13 protein-coding genes and 1 pseudogene are annotated in these 15,833 nt (G+C 67.7%); 4 read left to right on the top strand and 10 right to left on the bottom strand.

What is annotated here, in order from left to right:
• Positions 1-63: 63 nt before the first annotated feature.
• The gene (locus ACEQX1_RS01945; RefSeq protein ID WP_370195126.1) at positions 64-1,050 is read right to left on the bottom strand and encodes an aldo/keto reductase; all 987 of its coding nucleotides are present in this window, start codon (positions 1,048-1,050) and stop codon (positions 64-66) included.
• Between the two features lie 394 nt (positions 1,051-1,444).
• Here ACEQX1_RS01945 and ACEQX1_RS01940 point away from each other — a divergent pair, with 394 nt between their 5' ends.
• Positions 1,445-3,016, top strand: a complete 1,572-nt coding sequence (locus ACEQX1_RS01940; RefSeq protein WP_370196453.1) for an aldehyde dehydrogenase (NADP(+)) — start codon at positions 1,445-1,447, stop codon at positions 3,014-3,016.
• A gap of 183 nt (positions 3,017-3,199) precedes the next feature.
• The gene (locus tag ACEQX1_RS01935; RefSeq protein WP_370192856.1) at positions 3,200-4,243 is read left to right on the top strand and encodes a Gfo/Idh/MocA family protein; all 1,044 of its coding nucleotides are present in this window, start codon (positions 3,200-3,202) and stop codon (positions 4,241-4,243) included.
• Between the two features lie 67 nt (positions 4,244-4,310).
• Here the strand turns inward: ACEQX1_RS01935 and ACEQX1_RS01930 are convergent, their stop codons facing one another.
• The 4 genes from ACEQX1_RS01930 to ACEQX1_RS01915 all read right to left on the bottom strand — a co-directional run bounded on the left by ACEQX1_RS01930 (position 4,311) and on the right by ACEQX1_RS01915 (position 8,455).
• Complete coding sequence (locus ACEQX1_RS01930) at positions 4,311-5,498, bottom strand: AGE family epimerase/isomerase (RefSeq protein ID WP_370192859.1); 1,188 nt, start codon at positions 5,496-5,498, stop codon at positions 4,311-4,313.
• Positions 5,499-5,586: 88 nt separating this feature from the next.
• Positions 5,587-6,891, bottom strand: coding sequence for a TRAP transporter large permease (locus ACEQX1_RS01925; RefSeq protein ID WP_370192861.1), 1,305 nt, complete (start codon positions 6,889-6,891; stop codon positions 5,587-5,589).
• Entirely contained in the window at positions 6,888-7,367 is a 480-nt protein-coding gene (locus ACEQX1_RS01920) for a TRAP transporter small permease (protein ID WP_024351495.1), read from the bottom strand. The genes ACEQX1_RS01925 and ACEQX1_RS01920 overlap by 4 nt, the downstream gene beginning before the upstream one ends.
• Before the next feature lie 80 nt (positions 7,368-7,447).
• Positions 7,448-8,455, bottom strand: coding sequence for a TRAP transporter substrate-binding protein (locus ACEQX1_RS01915; protein WP_370192864.1), 1,008 nt, complete (start codon positions 8,453-8,455; stop codon positions 7,448-7,450).
• A 232-nt stretch (positions 8,456-8,687) separates the two neighbouring features.
• Here ACEQX1_RS01915 and ACEQX1_RS01910 point away from each other — a divergent pair, with 232 nt between their 5' ends.
• Positions 8,688-9,584, top strand: coding sequence for an NAD(P)-dependent oxidoreductase (locus tag ACEQX1_RS01910; RefSeq protein ID WP_370192866.1), 897 nt, complete (start codon positions 8,688-8,690; stop codon positions 9,582-9,584).
• Between the two features lie 111 nt (positions 9,585-9,695).
• Here the strand turns inward: ACEQX1_RS01910 and ACEQX1_RS01905 are convergent.
• From ACEQX1_RS01905 to ACEQX1_RS01885, 5 genes and pseudogenes are all read right to left on the bottom strand, one after another.
• Positions 9,696-9,896 (bottom strand): annotated as a pseudogene (locus tag ACEQX1_RS01905) (capsular biosynthesis protein CpsI); the annotation flags it as partial.
• Between the two features lie 122 nt (positions 9,897-10,018).
• Positions 10,019-11,374, bottom strand: a complete 1,356-nt coding sequence (locus tag ACEQX1_RS01900; RefSeq protein ID WP_370192868.1) for a UDP-glucose/GDP-mannose dehydrogenase family protein — start codon at positions 11,372-11,374, stop codon at positions 10,019-10,021.
• Positions 11,375-11,590: 216 nt separating this feature from the next.
• Positions 11,591-12,211: a response regulator FixJ gene (gene fixJ / locus ACEQX1_RS01895; protein WP_187390959.1), complete on the bottom strand. Its 621-nt coding sequence runs from the start codon at positions 12,209-12,211 to the stop codon at positions 11,591-11,593.
• Entirely contained in the window at positions 12,201-14,093 is a 1,893-nt protein-coding gene (locus ACEQX1_RS01890; protein ID WP_370196452.1) for a PAS domain S-box protein, read from the bottom strand. Before ACEQX1_RS01890 ends, fixJ begins: the two co-directional genes overlap by 11 nt.
• A 130-nt stretch (positions 14,094-14,223) precedes the next feature.
• Entirely contained in the window at positions 14,224-15,201 is a 978-nt protein-coding gene (locus ACEQX1_RS01885; RefSeq protein ID WP_370196451.1) for a 1-phosphofructokinase family hexose kinase, read from the bottom strand.
• A gap of 197 nt (positions 15,202-15,398) precedes the next feature.
• Here ACEQX1_RS01885 and ACEQX1_RS01880 point away from each other — a divergent pair, with 197 nt between their 5' ends.
• Positions 15,399-15,800, top strand: coding sequence for a response regulator transcription factor (locus ACEQX1_RS01880; RefSeq protein WP_024351504.1), 402 nt, complete (start codon positions 15,399-15,401; stop codon positions 15,798-15,800).
• The last annotated feature ends 33 nt before the right edge of the window (positions 15,801-15,833 follow it).

Here is a 15,833-nt window from a genome sequence, read left to right as displayed (position 1 = left end):
TCAGGTCTAGCGCGGCCGAAGGGCCATCGCCAAGACCGCCGCAACGGCCGCATGGAGGCCGGCTCAGCAATAGCGTTCCGGACCGACGGACTGGGCGTCCGAATAGCGGTCGCCATGGGCAAAGCCGACCGGCAGCACGGCCTCGATGGCGGCCATGTCCTCCGCCGACAGCGTGATCGCCATCGCGTCGGCGTGGTCGTCCAGATGTTCCGCGCTGCGCGTGCCGGGAATGGCGACGATCTGCGGCGAGCGATGCAGCACCCAGGCGATCGCCAGCGCCGCCGGCGACTGGCCCCGCTCCGCCGCAAAGACGCGGAAACGGTCGGCGGCAGCGAGGTTGTGGCTGAAATTCGGCTCGACGAAGCGCGGATTGGCGGTGCGAAAATCGCCCGGCGGAAAATCGGCCGGCACCAACGGCTTTGCCCCGAACATGCCGCGGGCCAGCGGCGAGAAGGCGACGAGCGCCGTACTGGAGCGCTCGCATTCCTGCACGAGGCCGAGTTCAGGCAGCCGCGTCCACAGGGAATATTCGCTCTGGACGGCGGCCACCGGATGCACCGCATTGGCCCGGCGCAACGTGCTCGGAGAGATCTCCGACAGGCCGATCGCGCCGATCTTGCCCTCCTCCTTGAAGCGCACCAGCGTCTCCATCACCTCCTCGATCGGCCGCCCGGCCTCGCGGCGATGGATGTAGAAGAGGTCGACATGGTCGACGCCGAGCCGGCGCAGCGAGCCTTCGAGGGCGCCGCGCAGATAGTCGGCCGAATTGTCGAAGCTGCGCTGTGGAGCCCGCTTGATCGCCGCCTTGGTGGCGATGACGAATCGGTGTGGCCGCGCTTTCAGGAAGCTGCCGATCACCTCCTCCGAGACGCCCTCGCCATAGACATCGGCCGTATCGAGATGATCGATGCCGCGTTCGATCGCCCGGTCGAGCGTGCGGTGGCTCTCCGCCACGTCGGTCGCCCCGTAGATGCCGCCGAAGCTCATGCAGCCGAGCCCCACGGGCGCCACCTGCGGTCCGCCCGTTCCAAGCCTGCGCCGTTCCATCATGCCCCCTCTTCATTCACTGGCCGTGCGCCCGCCCGCCCTTGCAGACAGATGCGGACGCCCCGGTCTCGCGTCGCCGCGGCGGCCGCTCCCGGCCGGCAATCCCCGCGCAACGTCTCCCTCCACGACCGGTGGATAACGTATCCACTGCCCCGATCATGCCCTTCCGGGAACCGATAGCACATCGGCGACCTTGCCCCGAGCGTCATATGATGACACGTGAAGCACGTCACCGGCGAATGGTGCCGGCGCGTCGCATGACTTTCGTGTGGACAGCCGTGCTGCCTAATGTCGATGTATGCATTGAAAGCTCGCCACCCGCGACAAACATTCCGGGTCCCAGGATCGCTCGTCCGCTTCGGTGTGGCGGGCATGGCTGCAAATGACAGGTGAATTGATGGCTTTGACAGGAGACCTCCTCATCGGAGGCGCGACACGACACGGAACCGCAGGCGACATCCACGGCCTTGATGCGGCAACCGGCGAGAAGCTCGAGCCGGCCTTCGGTGCGGCCGGCCCCGACGATCTGGAAAAGGCCTGCGCGCTTGCCGCCGAGGCGTTCCCGATCTTCCGCGAGACCGATCTGGAAGCACGCGCCGTGTTCCTGGAGACGATCGCCCAGAACATCATGGATATCGGCGACGAGCTGGTCCAGCGCTGCGTGACCGAGACCGGCCTGCCGCAGGCCCGCGTCGAAGGCGAGCGCGGCCGCACGGTCGGCCAGCTCCGGCTGTTCGCCGCCACCGTCCGCGAGGGCTCGTTCCTCGAGGCCCGCATCGATCCGGCCATGCCGGACCGCAAGCCGATGCCGCGCGTCGACCTGCGCCTGCGCAATGTCGCGGTCGGCCCGGTCGCCGTCTTCGGCGCGTCCAACTTCCCGCTGGCCTTCTCGGTCGCCGGCGGCGACACGGCCTCGGCGCTGGCCGCCGGCTGCCCGGTCGTCGTCAAGGCTCATTCGGCCCATCCCGGCACCTCCGAGCTGGTCGGCAAGGCCGTTCAGAAGGCGGTCAAGGATTGCGGTCTGCATGAGGGTGTCTTCTCGATGCTGTTCGGCTCGGGCCGCGTCATCGGCCAGGGCCTCGTCGCCGATCCGCGCATTAAGGCCGTCGGCTTCACCGGCTCGCGCAGCGGCGGCACGGCGCTGATGGCGACCGCAGCGGCCCGTTCCGAGCCGATCCCGGTCTATGCCGAGATGAGCTCGATCAACCCGGTCGTGCTGCTGTCGGGTGCCCTCGCCGCGCGCGGCGAAGCAATCGGCAAGGCCTTTGTCGGTTCGCTCACCATGGGCGCCGGCCAGTTCTGCACCAATCCGGGCCTGATCCTCGCCATTGACGGCGACGGCCTGGAGAGCTTCGTCAAGGGCGCCAGCGCCGCACTGGGCGAGGCTCCGGCCGCGACCATGCTGACGCCGGGCATCCACGAAGCCTATTGCGAAGGCGTCAACCGTCTGGACAGCCATTCCCAGGTCCAGAAGCTGGCCGAGGGCAAGGTCGGCGAGAAGTTCCAGGGCCAGGCGGCCCTGTTCTCCACCAAGGCCGCCGACTTCCTGGCGCATCCGGAGCTGCAGGAAGAGGTCTTCGGCTCGACCTCGCTGATCGTGCGCTGCGCCGACGAGGCGGAACTGCAGAAGGTCCTGGGCTCGGTCGAGGGTCAGCTGACCATCGCCCTGCACATGGAAGAGGGCGACCACGACGATGCCCGCAAGCTCCTGCCTGTGCTTGAGGAAAAGGCTGGCCGCATCCTGGTCAACGGCTTCGGCACCGGTGTGGAAGTGGCCCCGGCCATGGTCCATGGCGGCCCCTTCCCGGCCACCTCCGACGGTCGCTCCACCTCGGTCGGCACGCTCGCCATCGCCCGCTTCCTGCGGCCGGTGAGCTACCAGGACATGCCCGACGCGCTGCTGCCGAAGGCCCTGCAGGAGACCAACCCGCTGAACGTGCCGCGCCGCATCGACGGCAAGCTCGGCTAAGCTCCGCGCAGACCACGAACGAAGCCCCCGGTGACCGACGGTCCCGGGGGCTTTTTCGTTTGGGCTCCGGCACGCCCGCATGGCGCGAGCCCGTCCGGCACATGCCTCGGCCCTTGGCATCGCCAGCCATATGGCCGACAGTGCCGCGGGGGAAATTCACGACATCTTCGGGGGGAGAAAATCTTGGCAGTTCAGAAAAGACGGGTCGCGCTGGTCGGGCTCGGCATGGTGGTGGGCGCCCATGTCCGCAGCCTCAACGATCTCGCCGACCGGGTCGAGATCGCCTATGCCTACAGTCCCACGGCGGCCCGGCGCGAGGCCTTCGCGGCGCAGTTTCCGGTGCCGACCTGCGATCGTCTGGAGACGATCCTCGACGATCCAAGCATCGACGCCGTCATCGTCCTGACCCCGCCCAACACCCATCTCGACATCGTCGGGCGCTGTGCGGCGGCGGGCAAGCACGTGCTTCTGGAAAAGCCGCTGGAGATCACCACCGAACGGGCCACGCAAATGGTCGAGGCCTGCGAGGCCGCCGGGGTCACCCTCGGCATCGTCCTGCAGCACCGCTTCCGCCCGGCCGCCGAGGCGCTCGCACGGATGCTGGCCGCCGGCGATCTCGGCGACATCGCCGGCTGCTCGACGATCATCCGGCTGTGGCGACCGCAGGCCTATTACGACGAGCCCGGCCGCGGCAGCCTCGCCCGCGATGGCGGCGGTGTGCTCCTGACGCAAGGTATCCATACGCTCGACCTGATGCTGAGCTTGGCCGGTCGACCGGCCGAGGTGCGGGGCTTCGCCACCACCAGCCCGGTGCATGTGATGGAAACCGAGGACATGGTCGCCGCCGGCATCCGCTTCGAGAACGGCGCTCTCGGCACCATCGACGCGACGACCGCCGCCTATCCGGGCTTTCCCGAGCGCATCGAGTTCATCTGCCGCAACGGGACCGCGGTCCTCGCCGGGACCGGCCTCGACGTCACGTTCCACGACGGCCGCACCGAGCGGGTCGCACCGCTGGAGACCGCCGGGGGCACCGGGGCCAATCCGATGGACTTCCCGCATGACTGGCACCGTAGCGCCATCGCCGACTTCCTCGACGCGCTGGACGGAGAGCGCCCGCCGCGCATCTCGGGCCGCGAGGCGCTGAAGGTGCATCGCCTGATCGATGCGCTGATCGAGGCCGGGCGGACGGGAACCAGCGTCGCGGTCGCCGCAGACCCGGCCTGACGGCCCACCCGCGCCTGCCACTCAGGTCGGCGCGGGGTGCACCGGACAGTGGGCGGCGGCGGCGGCGCTATTGCGCCTCCCAGGCCCCGAGCCGCTGGCCTTCGATGATCGCCATGGCGACATGGTAGAGCAGCCGCGTCGGCGCGTCGGCCTGCAGCGTGTTGCCGTCGGGATCGATCTGGTTGCGCCAGATCGGGCGGTCGGCAGCGATGTGCTGCTTGAACATCAGCTTGGTCAGTTGCCGGGCCCGCGCCACGCCCTCCGCGTCGCCGGCCGATTCGGCCCGCGCCAGATGCGCCTTGATGCCCTCCGTCTGGGGCCAAAGCAGCATCGATGTCGAGATCGGTGCGCCCGACGGGTCGATCTCGTCATAGACGCCGCCACCGAGACGGCCGCCCCGATGGGTGCCGTTGTTCCAGCCGAACCGGTAGAGCGCCGCGGCATGGCCGTCGAAGCGCCGGTCGCCCGACAGGGCCGCATAGCGATGCAGCAGCCAGACCCATTCAAACTGGTGGCCCGGCTCGCGGATGCGGCCGGCCGGCGGCGGCGCCTCGCCGAGATCACGGTCGAGGAACTCGCGTAGCGAGCCGGTGTCGGCATCGTAGAAATGTGCCGCGAAGATTTCCGCGATGCGCTTCGCATGCACCAGCCAGCGCGCCTCGTCCGTCGCCTCATGCAGCGCCAGCAGCGCCTCGAAGAGATGCATGTGCGGGTTCTGGCGGCGCGGCAGCGGATAGGGTTCGCCAGGCTGCGTGGCCCGGTCGTCCTCGTGATAGCCGCCGGTCGCCGGATCGAAAAGCGTGCCGTGGAACCAGTCGAAGGTCGCGTCGAGGAGCGTCCGCGCCGTCTCCGACGGCCCGAGCCGCAACAGGGCGGCAAGGCCGAGCAGCACGAAGCTGTGGTCGTAGGCATCCTTGACCCGGTTCGCACCGGGCCCGGCCGGGTCGCCGTCCCGGCCGACCGCGCGGTAGAAGCCGCCGTCGGACGGATCGCGCAGATGGTCGGTGAGGAAGGCCAGCGCCGCCTCGGCGCCGGCGACGCAGTCCTCGCCGCCGCCGTTCAGCCGCGCATGGGCGCAGGTGAACAGCATCCGCGCCTGCACGAGCGTGGTCTTGGGATCGTCCTCATAGGGCTTGCCGGCCGACGAGAGCCGGTCGAAGAAACCGCCATGCTGGTCGTCCCGTGCCGTCATGATCCAGAACGGCATCGCCTTGTCGTAGAGCCAGAGATCCGGCCGCCGATCGCTGCGTGTCATGTGCGTCTTTCCCCGATCGTATGGTCTACAAAAAAGAGCGCGGCGCACCGTTTCCGGGCACCGCGCTCCTCCCCCCTCAACCGATGGCTCAGTTGACGAATTGCGGCATCAGCATCCGCGGCAGCCACAGGCTGACCGACGGGAACACGATGACCAGTGCCAGGATGGCCAGCATCGGCGCCAGGATGATCGCCACGTCCTTGATCACCCGTTTGACCGATATGCCGGCGACCGAACATGAGATCAGCAGGCACAGGCCGTAGGGCGGCGTCACCAGGCCGAAGGCGAGGCTGATCACGCCGATCATGGCGAAGTGGATCGGATGCATGCCGACCGACTGGGTGACCGGCCACAGCACCGTGCCGAGGATGATGATCGCCGGGATCGCGTCGATGAAGCAGCCGATGATCAGGAAGGCGATCGCCACCGCGAAGCCCATCTCGGTGATGCCGAGATCCATCGCCTGCACATAGGAGACGAGCGCCGCCGGAACCTTGAAATAGGCAAGGATCCAGCCGAAGGCGCTGGCGGTGCCGATGCAGAACAGGGCGATCGAGGCGAAGCGTCCGGTATCGTAGAGCACCTCGGTCAGAAGCTTCAGGCCGATGGTGCGGTAGACGACCATGCCGAGGAACAGCGCGTAGAGCGCGGCGACCACGGAGGCCTCGGTCGGCGTGAAGACGCCGCCGACGATGCCGCCAACGATGATGATCGGCGTCATCAAAGCGAGCGCGGCCCCGAGGAACGCCCCGGCAAGCTCGCGGAACGTGGCGCGCGTGTGCAGGCCCATGCCGTGGCGCCGCGCATAGATGTAGACCGTGGTCATCTGCGCGCCGGCGATCAGCATGCCGGGAATGATGCCGGCGAGGAACAGGCCGCCAATGGAGACCGACATCAGCCCGCCCCACACGACCATCAGGATCGATGGCGGGATCACGACGCCCATCACCGAGGAACAGGCGGTCACCGCGACGGAGAACGAGGCCGAGAAGCCTTCCTTCTTCATCTGCGGGATCAGCAGCGAGCCGATGCCGGCAGCGTCGGCGGTCGAACTGCCGGAAATGCCGGCGAAGAACATCGACACCACGACATTGACGTGGCCGAGACCGCCCGGAAGGTGCCCGACCAGCGCCCGTGACAATCGGATCAACCGGTCGGTGATACCCGCCGCGTTCATCAGGTTTGCGGCGAGCAGGAAGAACGGCACCGCCAGCAGCACGAAGGAATTGTAGGAGCGGAACATCTCCTGCAGCAGCAGGATCGGCGTCAGCCGGGGCTCCAGGAAGAACACCGGGATACAGGCGAGAGCGAGCGCGAAGGCGACCGGCACCCGCAGGATGATGAAGAGCAGGAACAGCCCGAACAGCAGCGCAGCGACGAAACCGGGGGTCATGCGACCTCTCCCAGCGGGCGCCGCAGTTCGATCATGACCTTCTCGGCCATGAAGAGCAGCGTGACGACCCCCATCAGCGGCCAGGCGACGAACATCCAGTTCATCGGCAGCGAGGCGATCTCGGAGGTCTGGTACCAGCCGAAGAGCAGGAACTGCCATCCGTACCAGACGAAGATCACGGCCACGAGCGAGACCATCAGATGCACGAAGATGCGCTTGGCCCGCTCAACCTTGGGGTTGGCCGATTCCGGCAGGATCTCCAGATCGAAATGGGTGCCGTCGCGCACCGCGCACATGGCGCCGATCATGATCATCCACACGAAGCAGAAGCGGGCGATCTCCTCGGTCCAGATATAGCGGGGCACGTAGTCGGAGCGTGACAGCACCTGCATCGTCACGGGAATGATCAGGCCTGCGACGAGCAGGCCCAGTGCCACCTTGAGGACGAGGTGGACTGCGTCGAGGATGCGATGCATGAACTCTACCGAAAAATGCGGGAAATGCGCGGAAACAGCCGGGGTCGCCGGGACGGCAGGGCCGCCCCGGCCAGGCGCCGTTACTTGATCGCCTGGATGTTCTTCAGAACGTCGGCTGCACCGAGCTCTTCGGCATAGGCCTCGAGCACCGGATTGGCGGCCGCCAGCATGGCATCACGCTCGGTGAATTCATGCGTCTTCAGCCAACCCTTCTCGACCATGGCGTCGAGCTTCTTGCCGTCCTCGCCGCTTTCGATCTCACGGCCGTACTGCCCGGCCTGCGGACCGGCCTCGTCGATGCACTTCTGCAGGCCTTCCGGCAGACGCTGATAGGTCTTGTTCGACATCATCAGCGGCCGGATGGTGATCGCGTGCTTGGTCAGCGACAGCTCCGGTCCCACTTCGTAGAACTTCATCTGCTCGACGCCGGCCGCCTCGTTCTCGGCCGCCTCGATGACGCCGGTCTGGATGGCGTTGTAGACCTCGTTATAGGCGATCACGGTCGGCGCCGCGCCGAGCGCGTTGAAGACGCTGGTCCAGATCGGGGCGCCCTGCATGCGGATCGACAGACCCTTCATCTCTTCCATGTTGGTGACCGGCCGCGTCGCGAAGACGTTGCGCGTGCCGCCGCCCGCATAGCCGAGCAGCCGGATGTCGGCCTTTTCGAGAATGTCGTCGGCGATCGGCTTCAGCGCGTCGGCTTCCAGCACCTTGTTCCAGTGATCCTCGTCACGGAACAGGAACGGCATGTCCATCAGCGGCGCCATCTTCGAGAAGGTGGACATGTGGGCCGGCGAGGCCACCGCATAGTCCACCGACAGGCCCTGGTTCATGTAGGCGACGTAATCCTTCTCGAGGCCCAGCTCGGAGTTCAGGTGCATCTCGAACTCGATGGGCTCCTCGTTGTAGCAGGCCGAAACCAGCTCCTCGAACTTGCGCATCGTCTTGGTGAAGGCGTGGTTCTCGTCGAACTGGCTCGCGCCGATCAGCTTCGTCTGCGCAGCGGCCGGCGCGGCCGAACCGAGCGCCACGGCACTGGCACCAAGCAGAAGTGCGGCGGCCGCACCCTTCATGAATCCAAACGTCATATTGTTCCTCCCAATATGGTGCGCGTTTCTGCAGTAAACGCGCACCGTTCTTTCTGCGCTGCAATATTGCAGTGCAGTATTTTCTCCCGATTCCGACTATATCCGATGACTTGCGCGGGTCAACAACGTATACGCTAAGCCTGTCGGTGCTTTTTATCGCCGGTACGATTGGAGATCGCGAGCGGGAATCGACGTGCAGGAGCGCGACCGTTCGCCGGAGAGGGACTTCACTATGACCAACAAGCCATCGATCGGTTTCATCGGCCTCGGGCTCATGGGATCGGCCATGGTCGAGCGCATGCAGAAGCTCGGCTACCCGATGACCGTCATCGCCAACCGCAGCCGCGGCAATGTCGATGCGGCGGTCAAGCGCGGGGCGACCGAGACCAAGACATCGCGCGAGCTGGCCGGCCGCAGCGACATCGTCATGATGTGCATGGACACCTCCGCCTCGGTCGAGGCGCGCATGTTCGGCGAGGACGGCGTCATTGCGGGCCTGCGCCCGGGCAGCCTCGTCATCGACTTCGGAACCTCGCTGCCCGATTCGACCAAGCGGATCGCCGTGGCCGTGGCCGAGGCCGGCGCCGAATACATGGACGCACCGCTCGGCCGCACCCCGTCCCACGCCGTCGACGGCAAGCTGAACATCATGTCGGCCGGCAGCACGGAAGCCTTCGAGCGCGCCAAGCCGGTCTTCGAGGATCTCGGCGAGAACATCTTCCATGTCGGCCCGCTCGGCGCCGGTCACACGCTGAAGCTGATCAATAATTTCTTCGCCATGACAACCGCCTGCGCCATGTCGGAAGCCTTCGCCATGGCCGACCAGGCCGGCATCGAGCGGGACACGCTGTACGGCGTGATGTCCGCCGGTCCGCTGAAGTCCGGCATGATGGATTTCGTCAAGGCCTATGCCGTCGACGACAATCCCAACATGCTCGCCTTCTCGGTCGCCAATGCCCGCAAGGATGTCGGCTATTACAGTCGCATGGCGGACGATCTCGGCGTGCCGAGCGTCATGTCGACCTCCGCCAAGCAGGCGCTGTCGCTGGCGACGGCCGGCGGCTTCGGCCAGCGCATGGTGCCGGAAATGGTGGCGTTCTTCGCCGGCCTGTTCGGCGGCAAGAAGTAACCGTCAGCCCTCGAAGAACCGGATCCGGCGGCCCCGCTGCCGGATCCTTTGGCCAGGGTGCGATCTTCGCCGGCGCCGCCTCGCGGGGCCGGATGGAGCGCCCTGCCCTCCTTACGCGTCAGCAGCGACCCGGTAATAGTCGCGGTACCAGGCGACGAAGGCGGCAACGCCCTCCTTCACCGGTGTCGCCGGCCGGTAGCCGACGGCCCGCTCCAGTTCGCCGACATCGGCGAAGGTATCGGGCACGTCGCCCGGCTGCAGCGGCAGGAGCTGGCGTTCCGCCTTGCGGCCCAGCGCTTCTTCCAGCGCCTTCCTGAAGCGCAACGACGCCCGTTACGTCGTAGAACGCCGCCATGTTCCGTACAAGCGCATGGCCGGTGCGGCCGGGTGGCGTGGTCTTGCCGAAGGGCTATCCATCGCTGCGGGGTCGCGTGTCAAACGGCGCGGGTTTCGGCTGACCGGACCGGCGCATCCGCGTCGCTTCCGCGCGGGCGTCCGACGCCGGCATAGCTGAAGCCGGCGCGGGTCACCGTCTCCCTGTTGTAGACGTTGCGCAGATCGACCATCACCGGGCTGATCATCAGTGCTTTCAGACGCGCCAGGTCGAGCGAGCGGAACTCGTTCCATTCCGTCACGATGGCCAGCGCATCGGCGCCCTCGGCCGCCTGGTAGATCCCTTGCGCGAAGGTGACATCGTCGAGCACCGCGTGGGCCTGCTCCATGCCGACCGGATCATAGGCCACGACCCGGGCACCGCCGTCCTGCAGCGCCTGGATGATCGAGATCGACGGGGCGTCGCGCATGTCGTCGGTATTCGGCTTGAAGGTCAGGCCCAAGACCGCGATCGTCTTGCCGCGCACCGATCCGCCGCAGGCCTGAACGATCTTGCGCGCCATCGAGCGCTTGCGTTGGTCGTTGATCGACACCGTCGTCTCGATCAGCCGCACCGGGCTTTCGGCATCCTGCGCGGTCTTGACCAGCGCCAGCGTGTCCTTGGGAAAGCACGAGCCGCCATAGCCCGGCCCCGCATGCAGGAATTTCGAGCCGATCCGCCCGTCCATGCCGATGCCGCGCGCCACGTCCTGGACGTCGGCGTCGAGCTTTTCGCACAGATCGGCGATCTCGTTGATGAAGGTGATCTTCATGGCGAGGAAGGCGTTGGCGGCGTATTTCGTCAGCTCGGCGGTGCGACGCGAGGTGAAATAGACCGGCGCGGCGTTCAGCGACAGCGGCCGGTAAACCTCCGACATCATCGCCTTCGCCGTCTCGTCCTCGGTGCCGATGACCACCCGGTCGGGCCGCTTGAAATCCTCGATGGCAGAGCCTTCGCGCAGGAATTCCGGATTGGAGACGACGGCGAAATCGGCATCCGGGTTCACCTCGCGGATGATCCGCTCCACCTCGTCGCCGGTGCCGACCGGCACGGTGGACTTGGTGACGACGATGGTGAAGCCGGACAGCGCCCGGCCGATCTCGGCGGCCGCGCCGTAGACATAGGAGAGGTCCGCATGGCCGTCGCCGCGCCGCGAGGGCGTGCCGACGGCGATGAACACCACGTCGGAGGCCGCGACCGAAGCGGCAAGATCGCTGGAAAAGCGCAGCCGCTTCTGCACGGCGTTGCGCGCCACCAGCTCGTCCAGCCCCGGCTCGTAGATCGGCATGCGCCCGAGTTCCAGCAGTTCGAGCTTGGCCGGATCGCGGTCGACGCAGACGACCTCATGGCCGAAATCGGCAAAGCAGGCCCCCGAGACGAGGCCGACATAGCCGGCGCCGATCATCGTGATACGCATGGTTCAGTCCTTTCGCGAGCGGCGCTTGCCCGGCACCGGTCCGGCTGCGCCGGATGCAGCCCGGCAAACGGGTTCTCGCCGCCCTTCATGGCGTCCAGATGAAGGGCGCGGGTGCGCGCCGCAATGGTGACGCGCCGTGCACAGATCGCGCGATGGATCGCCGTCGCCCCATCGCTGCCCGCCGGCGGATGGTGCGAGCGGCGCATCGGATCCGCCCTACCCGTCCGCCAGCGCGCCGGCGCGCACCGCCATCCGCACCAGCTCGGACAGGCTGGCGGCTTCCATCTTGGTCATGACGTTGGCCCGGTGGACCTCCACCGTGCGCGGGCTGAGCCCGAGATCGTAGGCGATGGTTTTGTTGGGATGACCGGCGAGCAGCCCGTCCAGCACCTGCCGCTCGCGCGGCGACAGCGACTGGAGGCGCCCCTGTATCCGGGCGGTGTCGCCGTCCGGTCCCCCCTGGTGGTTGCAGCGTTCCAGCGCCGTGTGGATCGCTTCGAGCAGGATTTCGTCGTCGAAGGGCTTTTCGACCAGGTCGACGGCGCCCTCCTTCATCGCCTGCACCGCCAGCGGCACGTCGGCATGGCCGGTCATGATGACCACCGGCAGCATCACGCCGAGCCCCTTCAGCCGGCGTTGCAGCTCCAGCCCGTCGATCCCCGGCATGCGCACGTCGCTGACGATGCAGCCGGGCTGCAGTCCCTCCAGCGAGGCAAGGAAGGCGGTCGCCGAATCGTAGACCCGCACCGCCAGTCCGGCCGTCGCCAGCAGGAAGGCCAGCGACTGGCGCACATCCGCATCGTCGTCGATGACGTGCACGACGGCATTACTCGCCATCCTCGACCTCCTTCATCCGGGCGCTGCGCAGGGTCAGCCGGAAGATCGTGCCGCCGTCCGGGTTCGGCTCGGCCCACAGATGCCCGCCATGGGCTTCGATGATGGTCCGCGAGATCGACAGGCCGACCCCCATTCCCTGCGCCTTGCTGGTCACGAAGGGCTGGAAGAGGTGCTCGGCCACATCCGCGGCGATCCCCGTGCCGGTGTCGGTGACGTCCACCCGCACCATCTCGTCCTCGCCGAGCGAGGTGACGACGACCAGTTCGCGGCGCGGCGTTTCCTGCATCGCCTCCACCGCATTGCGGATCAGGTTCAGGAGAACCTGCTGCACCTGCACCTTGTCGGCCAGCACCAGCGCCGCTGCCGGTGCGAAGTCGAAGGACACCCGCACGCCGGTCTCCTTCGCCCCCACCAGCGCCAGCGCGCTGGCCTCCTCGATCAGCGTCGGCAGGTTTTCGATCCGCCGCTCGCTTTCGCGCCGCGCCACGAAATCCCGCAACCGGCGGATGATCTGCCCGGCCCGCAGCGCCTGATCCGCGGCGCGGTCGATGGCGTCGCGCACGGTGGGCAGGTTGTCGGCATCGCCGCCGTCGAGCAGCCGCCGCGCGCCCTTCAGGTAGTTCGCCGCCGCCGTCAGGGGCTGGTTCAGCTCGTGCGCCAGTGTCGAGGCCATCTCGCCGAGCGCGGTATAGCGCGACATGTGGATGACCTCCGCCTGCAGCTCCTGCAGGCGCCGTTGGGTGTTCTGGCGTTCGGTCAGATCGCGCACGAAGCCGGTGAACAGCCGATTTTCGCCGCTCTGCATCTCGCCGACCGACAATTCCATGGGAAAGGTCGAGCCGTCCTTGCGGGCGCCGACGACGACCCGGCCGATGCCGATGATCCGCCGCTCCCCGGTGGCAAGGTAGCGGGCAAGATACTGGTCGTGCTGCTCGCGATAGGGCGACGGCATCAGCATGCTGATATTGCGGCCGATGACCTCGTCGGGCCGATGGCCGAAAAGCCGCTCGGCGGTGGCGCTGAAGGATTGCATGATGCCCGCCGTATCGATGACGATCATCGCGTCGGGCACGGTGTCGAGCACCAGTTGCAGGCGGGCCTCGCGCTCGGCCAGCTCGGTCAAAGCGCGGCGGGTGGTGGTGATGTCGCGCGCCACCTTCGAGGCACCGACCAGCCGGCCGGCCGCGTCCCACACCGGCGAGACGGTCAGCGAGACGTCGATGATCTGCCCGTCGGCGCGCCGGCGCCGGGTCTCGAAATGCTCGACCCGCTCGCCGCGATGCAGCCGCTCCATGAAGACGCGTTCCTCGTCCTCCTGGCCCTCGGGCAAGAGCATGGTGATCGGCTGGCCGACGATCTGTGCCGCGCTGTAGCCGAAGATCGCCTCCGCACCGCGGTTCCAGTCGGTGACGAGGCCGTCCAGCGACTTGCCGATGATCGCCACGTCCGCCGAGGCGACGATCGCCGCGAGGCGGTTGTTGGCGTTCTCGGCCGCCTTGCGCGAGGTGATATCGGCGAGGACGCCATGGATCGCAGATTTTCCGTCGGCCTCCTCGATGGCGCGGCCGCGCAGCCGCAGCCATTCCTCCCTGCCACTTGCCGCCATCGATCGCACGTCGATGTCGATGCCGAAGGGCGCGGCGGCGCCGAACGCCTGCTCGGCAATGGCGCGGTCCTCGGGGTGGAGCCGGTCCAGAAGCGCCGTCAGCGGCTGGACGTCGACGCCGGTCTTGAAGCGTTCGGCGGCAATCTGCGAGAGGCTGATGGTGTCGGCAACCGGATCGAACCGCCACGTGCCGACGCCCGCCGCCTGGAGCGCCCGCAGGGCATTCTCCGCGTTCCCGCAGGTGATCCGCGGTTCTGGCTCGATATCGGATTCCATGGACAGATCGCGGCCGGCAGGTGCTGGAGGTTGTATTCCTCGTCGATGACCGACACTTCCACCGTGCCGGCCCCGTGGTCAAGTTGCGGGATTATCCCGGCCGCTTGCAATTGGCCGCAGCCTTGGCCGATCACTTCGCTGACGGCACGCGCTGGCGCGCGTCGTCCGGCGTCTTGAGCCCCATGCGGGCGGCGAGCTCCCGTTCGATCCGCCGCACGTCCGCCTCGCGGCAGAGCTCCGTTCCGGGCGTCAGCAGCGCCGCCACGCCGGCGGCGGAGGCGAGGCAGGCGGCGTTGGCCAGCGGCCGGCCCTGCGAAAGCGCGAGCACGAATGCGCCGACGAAGCTGTCACCGGCGCCGACTGCGCTTTGCGGCTCCACGCTGACGGGAGGAATCCGCAAAAGGCCGGAGGCCGAGGCGATGACGGCACCCACCGCCCCGAGGGTCAGGGCAACGATCTCGGCTGCCCCGCGCCGGACCATGTCGAGCGCCGCCTGTTCCTGACCCCGCTGGTCGGCGGGCGCCACACCGGTCAGTTCGCAGAACTCGCGCTGGTTCGGCTTGGCAAGGAAGACGCCTTCCGACAGCGCCGCCGCCAGCGCCGGACCCGACGTGTCGATCACGCAGCGGGCGCCGTGTCGCTTCGCGGCCGCCGCGATGCGCGCATAGAAATCGGTCGGCACGCCCGGCGGCAGGCTGCCGCTGGCGACGACGAAGCCGCCGGGCACCAAATCGGCATCGACCGCGTCGAGACAGGCCCGCCATTCGGCTTCGCCAAGCTCGGGTCCCGGCAGGACGAGCCGGTACTGGGCGGTCGTGTCGGTTTCCGCGACGGTGATGTTCAGCCGGGTTTCGCCGGCAATGGCGATGGCCCGGGTCTCCAGTCCCTCGCCGGCGAGGCGCTCCCGATATGCCTGCCCCATGGTCCCGCCGGCGGTGAGAATCGCGCGGGACCCGCCGCCCAGCGCGCCGATCACCCGGGCGACATTGACCCCGCCGCCGCCCGGATCGAGGCGCGCCGGCCCGCAGCGCAGCTTGGCCTCGGGCAGCAGCCGGTCGACCGAGGTCGTCAGGTCGAGCGCGGGGTTCATGGTCAGGGTGACGATCATGGCAGCGCCCTCTTTTCGCATGCACGAGCTGTAGCGGGCCGCCGTATCCGTGCCTTGCGGTCGATCAAGCACGGCCCGCCACCGCAAGCCCTGCCGCCCTCTTGCGCGAGATCAAGGCATGCGTGCCGGTCGTTTGCCTAATGGACCAATTGAGCGCGGCAGGGGCGGTTGCCGACGATGGTGCCGGAGCAGCTCGCATGAGGAAAGAAAAGCGGTTGATCCTTCTGGTCGACGACGATCTGGCAGTGCGGGAATCCCTCAAATTCGCGCTGGAACTGGACGATCTCTCCGTGAGCCTCTGCGGCACCGGCGAGGAGCTCTTGCTGCACGACGATCTCGGCGCCGCCTGCTGCCTTGTCCTCGACTACCAGATGCCCGGCATGGATGGCCTCGACGTGCTCGATGCCCTGCGGGCGAAGGGCCTGACGCTGCCCATCATCCTGATCACCGGCCACGCCACCGAAACGCTGCGTCGCCGCGCCCGGAAGGCCGGCGTCATGCAGCTTCTGGAAAAGCCGCTCGTCGACAGTGCCCTTCTCGACAGCATTCGCCATGCCATCCGCCTCGGTCGCAACCAGGGCGCAGCCCGGCCCCACTGACCGCACCGCGCCCCCGCCTCGCGCGACCGATCG

The organism is Aurantimonas sp. (assembly GCF_964217435.1).
In the GTDB taxonomy this organism is placed as follows: domain Bacteria; phylum Pseudomonadota; class Alphaproteobacteria; order Rhizobiales; family Rhizobiaceae; genus Aurantimonas; species Aurantimonas coralicida.
The sequence above is the reverse complement of the archived record's forward strand: the minus strand, read 5'-3'. Positions and strand labels throughout refer to the sequence as shown.

What these genes read in the sequence shown, in the direction of transcription:
- ACEQX1_RS01945 (WP_370195126.1), bottom strand. Translation starts at nt 1,050, where the DNA reads ATGATGGAACGGCGCAGGCTTGGAACGGGCGGACCGCAGGTGGCGCCC.
- ACEQX1_RS01940 (WP_370196453.1), top strand. Translation starts at nt 1,445, where the DNA reads ATGGCTTTGACAGGAGACCTCCTCATCGGAGGCGCGACACGACACGGA.
- ACEQX1_RS01930 (WP_370192859.1), bottom strand. Translation starts at nt 5,498, where the DNA reads ATGACACGCAGCGATCGGCGGCCGGATCTCTGGCTCTACGACAAGGCG.
- ACEQX1_RS01925 (WP_370192861.1), bottom strand. Translation starts at nt 6,891, where the DNA reads ATGACCCCCGGTTTCGTCGCTGCGCTGCTGTTCGGGCTGTTCCTGCTC.
- ACEQX1_RS01920 (WP_024351495.1), bottom strand. Translation starts at nt 7,367, where the DNA reads ATGCATCGCATCCTCGACGCAGTCCACCTCGTCCTCAAGGTGGCACTG.
- ACEQX1_RS01915 (WP_370192864.1), bottom strand. Translation starts at nt 8,455, where the DNA reads ATGACGTTTGGATTCATGAAGGGTGCGGCCGCCGCACTTCTGCTTGGT.
- ACEQX1_RS01910 (WP_370192866.1), top strand. Translation starts at nt 8,688, where the DNA reads ATGACCAACAAGCCATCGATCGGTTTCATCGGCCTCGGGCTCATGGGA.
- ACEQX1_RS01900 (WP_370192868.1), bottom strand. Translation starts at nt 11,374, where the DNA reads ATGCGTATCACGATGATCGGCGCCGGCTATGTCGGCCTCGTCTCGGGG.
- fixJ (WP_187390959.1), bottom strand. Translation starts at nt 12,211, where the DNA reads ATGGCGAGTAATGCCGTCGTGCACGTCATCGACGACGATGCGGATGTG.
- ACEQX1_RS01890 (WP_370196452.1), bottom strand. Translation starts at nt 14,093, where the DNA reads ATGGAATCCGATATCGAGCCAGAACCGCGGATCACCTGCGGGAACGCG.
- ACEQX1_RS01885 (WP_370196451.1), bottom strand. Translation starts at nt 15,201, where the DNA reads ATGATCGTCACCCTGACCATGAACCCCGCGCTCGACCTGACGACCTCG.
- ACEQX1_RS01880 (WP_024351504.1), top strand. Translation starts at nt 15,399, where the DNA reads ATGAGGAAAGAAAAGCGGTTGATCCTTCTGGTCGACGACGATCTGGCA.